Annotated in this window: 13 protein-coding genes; 2 read left to right on the top strand and 11 right to left on the bottom strand. The window is 61.4% G+C overall.

Annotated features, from left to right (window positions below; genetic code table 11):
- The first annotated feature begins 183 nt into the window (after nt 1-183).
- The gene (locus BLT75_RS10960) at nt 184-723 is read left to right on the top strand and encodes an adenine phosphoribosyltransferase (protein WP_093031009.1); all 540 of its coding nucleotides are present in this window, start codon (nt 184-186) and stop codon (nt 721-723) included.
- Between the two features lie 168 nt (nt 724-891).
- A complete protein-coding gene (locus BLT75_RS10955) occupies nt 892-1,374 on the top strand; it encodes a fasciclin domain-containing protein (protein ID WP_093031005.1) in 483 nt (160 codons plus the stop codon).
- 48 nt (nt 1,375-1,422) lie between these two features.
- Here the strand turns inward: BLT75_RS10955 and BLT75_RS10950 are convergent, their stop codons facing one another.
- The 11 genes from BLT75_RS10950 to cyoE form a co-directional block, all read right to left on the bottom strand.
- The gene (locus tag BLT75_RS10950) at nt 1,423-1,857 is read right to left on the bottom strand and encodes a DsrE family protein (protein WP_093031002.1); all 435 of its coding nucleotides are present in this window, start codon (nt 1,855-1,857) and stop codon (nt 1,423-1,425) included.
- A 180-nt stretch (nt 1,858-2,037) separates the two neighbouring features.
- Nucleotides 2,038-3,474, bottom strand: coding sequence for an FAD-binding oxidoreductase (locus tag BLT75_RS10945; RefSeq protein WP_093030999.1), 1,437 nt, complete (start codon nt 3,472-3,474; stop codon nt 2,038-2,040).
- A 39-nt stretch (nt 3,475-3,513) separates the two neighbouring features.
- Nucleotides 3,514-4,338, bottom strand: a complete 825-nt coding sequence (locus BLT75_RS10940) for an MBL fold metallo-hydrolase (RefSeq protein ID WP_093030996.1) — start codon at nt 4,336-4,338, stop codon at nt 3,514-3,516.
- Nucleotides 4,339-4,679: 341 nt separating this feature from the next.
- Nucleotides 4,680-5,264 (bottom strand): GNAT family N-acetyltransferase, encoded by a 585-nt coding sequence (locus tag BLT75_RS10935; protein ID WP_093030994.1) that lies wholly within the window; start codon nt 5,262-5,264, stop codon nt 4,680-4,682.
- Entirely contained in the window at nt 5,264-6,526 is a 1,263-nt protein-coding gene (locus tag BLT75_RS10930; protein ID WP_093030991.1) for a M16 family metallopeptidase, read from the bottom strand. Before BLT75_RS10930 ends, BLT75_RS10935 begins: the two co-directional genes overlap by 1 nt.
- Complete coding sequence (gene thrC, locus BLT75_RS10925) at nt 6,523-7,914, bottom strand: threonine synthase (protein ID WP_093031172.1); 1,392 nt, start codon at nt 7,912-7,914, stop codon at nt 6,523-6,525. The genes BLT75_RS10930 and thrC overlap by 4 nt, the downstream gene beginning before the upstream one ends.
- A gap of 5 nt (nt 7,915-7,919) precedes the next feature.
- Nucleotides 7,920-8,591 (bottom strand): SURF1 family protein, encoded by a 672-nt coding sequence (locus BLT75_RS10920; RefSeq protein WP_093030988.1) that lies wholly within the window; start codon nt 8,589-8,591, stop codon nt 7,920-7,922.
- Nucleotides 8,592-8,771: 180 nt separating this feature from the next.
- A complete protein-coding gene (locus BLT75_RS10915) occupies nt 8,772-9,587 on the bottom strand; it encodes a cytochrome c oxidase subunit 3 (protein ID WP_093030985.1) in 816 nt (271 codons plus the stop codon).
- A gap of 22 nt (nt 9,588-9,609) precedes the next feature.
- Complete coding sequence (locus tag BLT75_RS10910) at nt 9,610-10,185, bottom strand: cytochrome c oxidase assembly protein (RefSeq protein ID WP_093030982.1); 576 nt, start codon at nt 10,183-10,185, stop codon at nt 9,610-9,612.
- Complete coding sequence (locus tag BLT75_RS24360) at nt 10,185-10,352, bottom strand: hypothetical protein (protein WP_176827941.1); 168 nt, start codon at nt 10,350-10,352, stop codon at nt 10,185-10,187. The genes BLT75_RS10910 and BLT75_RS24360 overlap by 1 nt, the downstream gene beginning before the upstream one ends.
- Entirely contained in the window at nt 10,349-11,305 is a 957-nt protein-coding gene (cyoE, locus tag BLT75_RS10905) for a heme o synthase (RefSeq protein WP_093030979.1), read from the bottom strand. Before cyoE ends, BLT75_RS24360 begins: the two co-directional genes overlap by 4 nt.
- Nucleotides 11,306-11,320: the final 15 nt, after the last annotated feature.

The raw sequence follows: 11,320 nt of genomic DNA, 5'->3' as shown, positions 1-11,320 counted from the left end.
AACCGCATCTCGGCTGGCTCCCCGGATCATTGTACCGGTTCTACAGTTCAACGCGACGGAACAAGTAGGCAAGGGCCCGCGTCAGGTCGCGGGTCCAGCTTTCCCGGCATGTCTTCGCGCTTGAATAGCGGCTCGGCTTGCGCCACACCGACAAAGGTCAAAAAGCATAGCGAGGGATGCCGCATGTCCAGAACCAAATCCGTCCGGGACTACATCCGTACCATCGTCGATTTCCCGCACGAAGGGATCATGTTCCGGGACGTCACAACGCTTTTTGCTGATCCGCGCGGATTTCGAATAGCCATCGACCAGATGCTGCACCCTTATGCGGGTGAGCGGATCGACAAGGTCGTGGGGCTTGAGGCCCGCGGCTTTATCCTTGGCGGCGCCATCGCGCACCAGCTATCGGTCGGCTTTGTCCCCATCCGCAAGAAGGGCAAGCTGCCCGGCACCACGATCAGCCAAGATTACAAGCTGGAATATGGCGAAGCCATCGTCGAAATCCATGACGACGCGATCCAACCCGGCGAAAAGGTTCTTCTGGTCGACGACCTGCTGGCCACTGGCGGAACGGCGGCCGCCGGAATCAAACTGATCGAACGGTTGGGAGGCGAAATCGTCTCCTGCGCCTTCATCATCGACCTGCCCGAACTTGGCGGGCGCAATGTGCTCGAAAATATGGGGATGGACGTGCACGCGCTCTGCGAATTCGAAGGCCTTTGATCACGGAACTTCACGAATTGTTGACTGGAAAACTCTAAAGCCTGTGGCTTAGTCCGCAGGTTTTTTGTGTCAAGGACCCGTGCGCCGTTCAGGCGGTCATCCAGCGGGCAAGGCAGTGCGTAACCTTTGCGATGCCATGACCGGCAGCTTTAGCACAGGAGCTATGGAATGTTTCGCAAGACTGCACTCGTAACTGCAACCGCTTTCCTCTTTGCAACCTCCGCCAGCGCGGGAGGCGGCGCCAAGGATATCGTCGATACCGCCGCAGGCGCGGGCTCGTTCTCGACCCTTGTTGCCGCCGTACAGGCCGCCGGTCTTGTTGACACCCTGAAGGGCGAAGGCCCCTTCACCGTTTTCGCGCCCACGGACGAAGCCTTTGCCGCCCTGCCCGCAGGCACCGTCGAAAACCTGCTGAAGCCGGAGAACAAGGACCAGCTGGTAGCCGTTCTCACCTATCACGTCGTACCCGGCAAGGTGATGTCGACTGATCTGAGCGACGACATGACCGCAACCACCGTTCAGGGCGGTGCGGTGACCATCGATCTGGACAACGGCGTCATGGTGAACGACGCGACCGTGTCCACGGCGGATATCGAGGCCAGCAACGGCGTCATTCACGTCATCGACAAGGTCATCCTGCCGCAGAGCTGACCCTACAGCGTCGGGGCCGGATTATCCGGCCCCGAATGCTCCCGAACCTTACGGACGCACGTAGGCGTAGCCCTGTTCCTGCAATTCGATGAGCCGAACAACCCCCGACGGCACGACAGTCGCTTCGGCCATCAATTCGATCTCGTGCCCCGCCTTCTTGCTCATCGCCGCCTTGGTATTTCCGCAAGCAGCAAAGGACAGGTTCGGGATTTCGAGGCTCATGGCCGATATGCGGTCCGCCACCGGGCTTTTGTCGGGGATGTACATGTTGAGACCCGGACCATAGGCGACAACCTCGACGATGACAGTGTCGCCCTGGCTTTCATAATACTTGGCAACATTCGCCACGTTGTTCAGCGCCATGTTCATCACCTGCGGATCGTTCTCGTCCACATGGATGGCGACATGGTGGGTCTGGCCTTCCGCCCAGGCAACCGATGCCATTGAAAGAGTAAGGCCCATGGCCAATACGAGGTTTTTCATTCTGATCCTCCTCCCTGATCTGAAGAACAGTTTCACCCAACTTCGACGCCATGCATAGAAAAAACATGTTTTCTGCATTCATTTTGTTGTAACAACCCGGCGCGACCTCGAAGGGCAAAAACTTCGCGGAAATCTTGCGAGTCGCGGAACCGTATCTGCCACTCCGACGGGCCGCCGTTTTCAGCCAGCGCCGCCCCTTTGGTCGGGGACCAGAACCGCGCCCGGGTTCATGATTCCGCACGGGTCGATCGCCGCCTTGATTGCGCGCATGGCCACCAGCTTTACCGGGTCGCCATAGCGGACCAGATCGTCCGTCTTCAGCCGCCCGATTCCATGTTCGGCGCTCACGGACCCGCCCAGGTCATGCACGATGTCATGCACGGCACGTTTCACGGGATCGGCCATTTCGGAAAATTCCGCTCGGCTGCGGCCTTTGGGCGGAAAGACGTTGTAGTGCAGGTTCCCGTCGCCGAGATGCCCGAAATTGTTGATCCGGAACGGTCCGATGCCCGCGATGGCCTCAGCTGCCCGATGAATGAAATCGGGGATCGCAGACAAGGGCAACGAAACATCGTGGCTGGACACCGAGCCGATCAGACGGTTTGCCTCGGGCAGGTGTTCGCGGACCGTCCAGAGTGCGTTGCGTTGCCCTTCGCTCCGGGCAATGACACCATCCTCCACAAGCCCTGCCTCATTGCCCGTCTCGAACAGCCGTTCAAGCGCTTCGCCAGCATCAGCGCCGCCTGACAGGCCCAATTCGATCAGAATGCACCACTCTGGCGTTGTGTGGAACGGCTGGCGTACCTGCGGCAAGACCTCGGTCAGGAAATCGAGACCCTGGCGGTGGATCAGTTCGAAGGCGCTGACAGCCTCGCCCACCTGCTCACGGGCCAGGGCCAGCAGGTCAAGAGCTGCCTGTGGCGAGGACACCGCGAGCATGGCGGTTCCGATCGAGGCCGGCACCGGCGAGAGCTTGAGCGCGGCGGCGGTAATGATGCCAAGCGTCCCCTCCGACCCGATCAGCAGATTCCGCAGGTCATAGCCTGTATTGTCCTTCCTGAGCCGCGACAAGCCATGCCATATCTGCCCGCTGGGCAGCACGGCCTCAAGCCCCAGGCACAAGTCACGGGTATTGCCATATCGCAGCACATTGACCCCGCCCGCGTTGGTCGCCAGGTTGCCACCGATCCGGCACGAACCCTCGGCCGCGAGCGACAGGGGGAACAGGCGGCCCGCATCGGCAGCGGCAGCCCGGATATCGGCGAGGATACAGCCAGCCTCGGCCACCAGCACGTTTTCACTTGGGTAAACGGCACGGATTCGGTTCATGCGCTCCAGCGAGATCACAAGCGGCGCAGGCCCTTCCGGCATGATCTGCCCACCGACCAGCCCTGTACCACCGCCATAGGGCAGCACGGGCACCCGCCACGCCGATGCCGCACGCACCAGGACAGCCACCTCCTCCGCGTTGCGCGGCAGGGCGAGCACCCCGGCCCGCCCGTTCCAGCGGCCGCGCGGCTCGGCCAGATAGCGCGGTTCGACAGGACGCAGCACAGCTTTGGGCAGCAGGCTGTCAAGATGGGCGGCAAACAGGGCGTCGGCGTCATTGAGCGTCATGATACCAGTGATGCCGCAGCGCCTTTTGCCCGGCAAGCCTTATTCATCAGGGCGCAGGTAACGCGGCTCCAGCACAACTACGGTGGGGCGATCCGGCAGATTGCGCAAGCTCACCTCGATCGAGGAAGCACCGTCGCGCCGGATGTCGAATTCATCGCCAATTCCAGCCAGGAATGCATTCAGCGAGTATCCTGAAAACCAGTGCATCGGGATCACCACCGATGATTTCAACCGCCTGAGCACCTGCATCATCTCGGGCAAAGACATGGTGGTGCCGCCATCGACCGCCGCCATCACGACATCGAGCCGCCCCAAGGCCGCAAATTGCGCATCGTCGGGCACATGATGCAAATGGCCAAGATGCCCGATGCACAGTCCCGCCACCTCGAAGACAAAGATGGAGTTTCCATTGGGCTCGATACCGGTGAAATCGGATCTGATGTCGGTCGAGACATTGCGAACCAGCATCTCGCCGAGGTCGAGATAGTGGTCGATCCCTTCGCCGAAATCCCCCCAACCTTCGAGGACATGCGGAATCGCCGGATCGGGAAAGGCCGTCCAATGCGTTTCATGCGCATGGTTCATCGTGACGACATCGGGGATCAGGGGCGCGGTGCCGATGAAGCCCGTGAAGTCGGTTACTGCAGTCAATCCGCCCTGTGTCTGAAGCAGGAAAGACGCATGAGCGATATAACTGATCCGTACCGAATAATCCGGCACCGGCAATTGCCAACTGGCCCGATGCAGGTATTCAACCCCCGGCGCGGCATCGGCGATCGCGATGCAGTGGCTTGGCCGACGCTCCTGTGCGCCTGCGGGGGTCATTGCCAAGGCGAGCAAGACAGAAAAAAGCGGTCGCAACATCCGTATCCCTCCTTTCCGGGAGGGTAGCACGCTTCCAGCGTTCGTCGAACCTTGCTCAAGCCCCCCGGAAGGTCGCGGGCGAAGACTTCGCGCTGTATCTCGCGTGTTCCCTCGTAGATGCACAGGATACGGGCATCTCGGGAAAGCGGTTCAACGAATCGCGCCACGCTATCTCGAACCGCGGATTGCTCGTCGCTCTAGTCAAACCCAAGTCATCCTATGTCGGGAAACCGTACCAAGCCGCACCTCCCTCGGTATACTCGAGCATAGGCTTCGGCATCGGGGATGGATCACGTCACTTTCTACGAAAGTACCGATGCGTTTCTGCATGCCTGACGGCCTCAGCCGGCGTCGGTACGACCACGCCTGTCCGAGCGCAAGGCGGCATAAAGAACATGCGTGCGCCAGCGGCCGTTGATTTGCAGGTAGGATTGCGCGACGCCTTCATACTTGAAACCCGAGCTTTCCAGCAGCCCACGCGAGGGCTGGTTCTCGGGCAGGCAGGCAGCCTCGAGCCTGCTCAGGTCGAGTCGCGTGAAGGCATGATGCACAACTGCGCCGATCGCCTCGCGCATATAGCCGTGCCGCGCATGGCTCTGCCCGGTCCAATATCCCAGCGTTCCGGCCTGTGCGGGACCACGGCGAATATTGTCGAGCGTGATTGCACCGACGAGGACGTCATCCTCGCGCCGGAACAGGAAAAGCGGAACAGCAGTGCCGTTGGCGACAGATCGCTGCGCCCAATAGACCCTGTTGGTGAAACTTTTGCGGCTGAGGTGGTCGGGCGCCCAGGACGGTTCCCACGGGGTAAGATAGGCCGCCGAGGCACGGCGCAGCGCCGCCCAGTCGCGATAGTCGGAATGCACGGGCGGGCGCAGGCTCAGCCGCTCGGTCTCGAGTTTCAGCTTGCGCCTGCCCAACAGCATCACGCCGCGCGCCTCTCCTGCAACTCCGCCAGTCCAGGCGCGCCCGAGACCGGACCATACAGAGCCAGGGCCGCCGGCGCGGTTATGGCCATGGTCTCGGCAAAGGCGCGGACATCCGCGGTCGTGACCGCGTCAATCCGGGCAATGGTCTCTTCCAGCGACGGCACGGTGCCCCAGATCTGGACCAGCCGCGCCAGCCGTTCGGCCCGGTTCGACGGGCTTTCCAGCCCCATCAGCATTCCGGCCTTCATCTGGGCACGTGCACGGGCAACCTCGGCCTCGGACATGTCATCGGCGGCGCGCTTCATCTCGTCGATGGTGATCGCCGCCAGTTCTCCGAGTTGCTCGGCGCTGGTTCCCGCGTATATCGTGGTCGTTCCGGTATCGGCGTAGGCACCGGTCTGGGCAAAGATCGTATAGCAGAGGCCGCGCACCTCGCGCACTTCCTGGAACAGCCGCGAGGACATGCCGCCCCCAAGCGCGGAAGAATAGATCTGTGCGGTATAGATGGAATTTTCGCGATACCCCGGACCTTCGAAAGCAAGGGCGAAATGCGCCTGTTCCAGGGCCTTGTCGTGCCGCGCCTCGCCCCCGGTAAACCGGGCCGGCGCGGGGACAAGCCCCTTGCGCGGCTTGAGGTGACCGAACATTTCCGAGGCCATTTGCACCAGCTCGTCGTGATCGACCGCACCGGCGGCGGACAGGATCATCTGTTCGGGGCCGTAATGTTCCGACACGAATGCGGACAGATCATCGCGCGAGAAGGACCGCACGCGTTCGACCGGTCCCAGGATGGTCCGGCCCAGCGGCTGGTCGCGATAGCTTTCTTCCTGGAGCCAATCGAAGATGATGTCGTCGGGCGTGTCATGCGCCTGTCCGATCTCTTGCAGGATCACGCCCCGCTCGACCTCGATCTCACGCGGGTCGAACACCGGGTTCAGCACGATGTCCCCGATCACGTCGAGCCCCAGTCCTACGTCCTCTTTCAGCACGCGCGCGTAGTAGGCTGTGACCTCACGCGAGGTGTAGGCGTTGATGTAACCGCCCACATCCTCGATTGCCTCGGCAATCTCCAGCGCCGAACGTCGCTTCGTGCCCTTGAACGCCATGTGTTCAAGGAAATGAGCGATTCCGTTCTGTTCGATCCGCTCGTGGCGGCCGCCCGCTGTCACCCAGATGCCGATGGCGGCCGATTGCAGGCCCGGCATATGCTCGCTGACGATGCGAAAGCCGTTGGCCAGTTGGTCTTGTCTTACAGTCACTCGGCGATTTGCCCTCTGATATGGTCCTGGATGGCCGCCAGATCGTTGGCGATGCGGGTCAGCCGTTCCGGACGTTCATACAGGTCGGACATGCGCGGGGGAAGGGGCGGAAACACGCCGCTGGCCTTTTCGACCGCCGCCGGGAACTTTGCCGGGTGCGCAGTGGCGAGTGTGATCATTGGAACATGGTCGCCCTTGCGCGCCTCTTCGGCGACTTTCACGCCCACTGCCGAGTGAGGACAGAGCAGTTCGCCGCTGGCCGCGAGGGTTGCCGTGATCGTCGCCAGCGTTTCCTCTTCCGAGGCGCGGCCGGAACTGTAGGTCTCGTGCAGGCTCTCCATCGCGCCCTGGCTGACGTTGAAACCGCCCGATTTCAACTCGTCCATCAACTGCGCCACGGCGCTCCCGTCTTCGCCATAGGCGTAGTAAAGGGCCCGTTCGAAGTTTGACGAGACCTGGATATCCATGGACGGGCTGATGGAGGGAATCGTTTCACCCTTGAAATACCCCTGCCCCGAAAGGCAGCGGTGCAGGATGTCGTTCTGGTTGGTCGCGACAACCAGCCGGTCCACCGGCAGGCCCATGCGCTTGGCGATATAGCCCGCGAAAATGTCGCCGAAATTGCCGGTAGGCACGGTAAAGCTGACCTTGCGGTGTGGTGCGCCGAGGCTGGTGGCAGCAGAGAAATAATAGACAACCTGCGCCAGAACCCGCGCGAAGTTGATCGAATTCACACCGGCCAGCCGGACCCCGTCGCGAAAGGTGAAGTCATTGAACATGTCCTTGACCCGCGCCTGGCAATCATCGAAATCGCCATCCAGTGCCAGCGCATGCACGTTACCATCCGCCGGCGTGGTCATCTGGCGGCGCTGCACCTCGCTGACGCGGCCGTGGGGAAACAGGATGAAGACATTGACCGCATCGAGCCCGCGGAATGCCTCGATCGCGGCCGAGCCGGTGTCGCCGGAGGTGGCGCCGACGATGGTCACCGTCTCGCCCCTCCGTTCCAGAGCCAGCTGGAACAGCTGGCCGATCAGCTGCATGGCGAAATCCTTGAAGGCCAGCGTGGGCCCGTGGAAAAGCTCGAGAAGGAAGTGGTTCTCGTTCAGCTGCTTCAGCGGTGCGCGGGCTGCATGACCGAAGCCGGCATAGGCGCGGGCGATGGCTCCCTTGAATTCTTCTTCGGAAAACGAACCGCTGACAAAGGGCCACATCACGCGGAACGCGATCTCTTCATAAGGCAGCCCGGCGAGCGCGGCGATCTCGCCCTGGCTCAGCGTCGGGATTTCCGCGGGCAGATACAAACCCCCATCGCGGGCAAGCCCAGTCAGCATCGCCTCTTCGAAGGACAGTTCAGGCGCCTGGCCCCGGGTCGAGATGTATTTCATTGGTATCAGCCTTTCGTGCGGGCGCGGCCGCGCCACAGGAACAGGGTGGTCATGGCGGCCCAGACTAGGGCCAGCCCGAACCAGGTGATTGCATATTGCAGGTGGTCGTTCGGAATGCCGGCGGTATCGACCGGCAGCGGCGTTACGCCGGGGTCGGTCCGGTCGCGGGCGACCAACAGAACAGGGTCGGTTCCCAGTGCCGCAGCCATCGCCGGGACATCGCGGGCGAACCAGATATTCGACTTGAGATCCGGCTCCGGTGTATAGCCGTCTATCTCATCCGGCCAGTGAAGGTTGCCGGCAATCTCCATCGGTCCCGGGTCGCGCCGGGTCTGCTTGGCTTCGGTTGTGATGAACCCACGGTCGATCATGATGCGGTTGCCCGTGTCGGTGACAAAAGGCGCGATGACCCTGTAGCCCGGCCCCACCATTTTCACCGAGACCAACACATGCAGTTCCTGCGGGCCGAAGGACCCGCTTACCGCAACGGGTAGGTACTTGTCCCGTTCCGGGTCAGGGTGCTGGGGCAGTTGTGCAGGCGCGCCCGCGATGCGGCTGTCGATCTCGGCCAGCAGAGCTTCCTTCCAGGCCAGCCGACGTACCTGCCAGGTCCCCAGTGACAGCAGAATAGCGAGGCCGGAAACCCCGAAGATCAGCAGAAACAATACTCGGCGCATGGTGGCTCCGGCAGGATGATGACCGGCCCGTTCAGGGCCGGTGCCTTGTTATGTTGGGAGACCCAGAATTTGCAACCGCACAATTGTATCGGATGCAATTCGGCATCCACCAAAGTCGTCCGGGTCAAAAAGAAAGCCGCCCGAAAGGCGGCCTTCCATCATTCGGATCCGGACCCCAGCTTAGAGATACGGCGCCTGTCCCCAGACGTAGACCGCAAAGAACAGGAACAGCCAGACCACGTCGACGAAGTGCCAGTACCATGCGGCGGCTTCGAAACCGATATGCTTTTCGGGCGTAAAGTCCCCCTTGAGCGCCCGCAGCAGACAGACGGCCAGGAAGATGGTACCGATGATCACATGCATACCGTGGAAGCCGGTCGCCATGAAGAAGTTCGAATAGAACTGGTCGCCGCCGAAGGTCCAGTCTTCATGCAGCAGAAGTTCCGCATATTCATAGCCTTGCAGGAAGGTAAAGGCGACACCCAACACGATACCGATGGAAAGGCCCTGGATCAGCGCCTTGCGGTCGTTGTTGTGAACCAGTGCGTGGTGCGCCCAGGTGACCGCGCAGCCCGACAGAAGCAGAACCAGCGTGTTGATCAGAGGCAGATGGAACGGATCAACGGCATGGATGTGCGGAGCGACATATTCGGTGCCGACATAGTCCTGCATCGGATACATGCGATGTTTGAAGAAGGACCAGAACCAGGCAAAGAAGAACATCACTTCGGACATGATGAACAGGATCATGCCGTAGCGCAGCCCGATCCGGACAACCGGCGTGTGATCGCCCTGACGGCTCTCGGCGACCACTTCGGACCACCAGGCGAACATGACGTAAAGCACGGCCACCAAGCCGGCCCAGAACAGCCAGGCCGTAATGCCATGCATCCAGAGCACGGCTCCGAACAGCATGGCGAAACCACCGATCGAGCCGACCAGCGGCCAGATCGACGGGGCAAGAATATGATAATCGTGGTTCTTAGCGTGTGCCATCAGTGTCCCTCACCTCGCGGCGTTAGTTCGTATTGGTTTCCGTCTGCTTATCGAGGGCGGCATAGCCCTCGGGCAGATCGATTTCGTAGAATGTATACGACAGCGTGATCGTATGCACATATTTCCCGTCCCGGTCGTTTACGATCTCGGGATCGACAAAGAAGCTGACCGGCATCTGAACCCGTTCGCCCGGTTGCAGAACCTGTTCTTCGAAGCAGAAACAGGCGATCTTGTCGAAATAGCCGCCGGCCGAATAGGGCGCGACATTATAGGACGCCTGCCCGGCGACCGGCCGGTCGGTCGGGTTGTACGCTTCGTAGAAGGCCAGACCGGTTTCACCGATGCGCAGTTCCATTTCCTGCTGGACGGGCCGGAACTCCCACGGCATTCCGCGTTCCTTGGAGGCGTCGAAACGCACCTTGATCGTCTGGTCAAGAATGCTGTCCGAAGCCGCCTCGGCGACACCTGTCGTCCCGCCAAAGCCTGTTACCCGGCAAAACCAGTCGTAGAACGGGACAGACGCCCAGGCGAGCGCCCCCATCACGAAAACGACGGAAACCAGTTGCACAACCGTCTTCTGAGGTCCTTTCAGAGCCATCAGTTCTGCACCTCCACATTGCCACGCGGCGGTTCGAAATCCCCGCGGGTCACCTTGACTACGGTCAGACCGAAGATGATGACGATCAAAGCTGCCAGCGTGAGCCCAACGCCAAGGTTGCGGCCAAAGCGTCGCTGATGCAGTTCATGGGGCGGTCTCAGGCTCATTGCCAGCCTCCCAGCCCGTAGGGCTTCAGGATGGCCTCGACCAGGATCGCGCCGAAATGCAGGAACAGGTACAGCAGGGACAGCTTGAAGAATCCCCGTTCGGTCCGGAAATTGTCGGCTTCGGACGCTGCCTCGTCCCGGCGCCAGATGCGGATCGCTCCCATCAGGAACAGCGCATTCAGAACCAGGGCCACGGCCAGATAGACCGGCCCGCCGATATCCGAGAAAGCGGTGCCCAGCGCCAGCAGCGCAAGCAGGATCGTGTATACGAGAATATGAACCCGTGTGGCGCGACGCCCGTGCGTCACAGTCAGCATGGGAACGCCGGCATCATCATAGTCGGACCGCATGAACAGCGCCAGCGCCCAGAAATGCGGCGGGGTCCACATGAAGGTGAGGGCGAACATCAGCCAGGGTTCGACCGACATGTCGCCGGTCGCGGCAATCCAGCCGATCACCGGCGGAAACGCACCGGCAGCTCCGCCGATGACGATGTTTTGCGGAGTCGTCCGCTTCAGCCACATGGTGTAGATCACCACGTAGAAGAAAATGGTGAAGGCTAGGAAGGCGCCGGCAAAGACATTGGTCGCGAGACCGAGCATCATCACCGACAGCCCGGACAGCGCCAGGCCAAACGCCATCGCCTCTCCCGGTTCCACCTTGCCGGCCGGAATCGGGCGCTTCCTGGTACGCTTCATGATCCGGTCGATATCCGAATCCCACCACATGTTGAGCGCGCCCGAAGCGCCACCGCCGATCGCGATGAACAAGATGGCGCAAAAGGCGATGAACGGATGGACCGGCACAGGCGCGGCGACAAGACCGACCAGTGCCGTGAACACGACAAGCGACATCACCCGCGGTTTCAGCAGCGCGAAATAATCGCCAAAGCCGGCCTCGTCCTGCCGGCTCGCGATCCGGGAAGGGCTTGCGTTGATGCTTGCGTCGCTCATGCAATGGTCTCTTGG

The sequence above is a fragment of the Ruegeria marina genome (assembly GCF_900101475.1).
GTDB classification, from domain to species: domain Bacteria; phylum Pseudomonadota; class Alphaproteobacteria; order Rhodobacterales; family Rhodobacteraceae; genus Ruegeria_B; species Ruegeria_B marina.
Note: the sequence above shows the minus strand (reverse complement) of the source record. Positions and strands in the feature narration are given on the sequence as shown.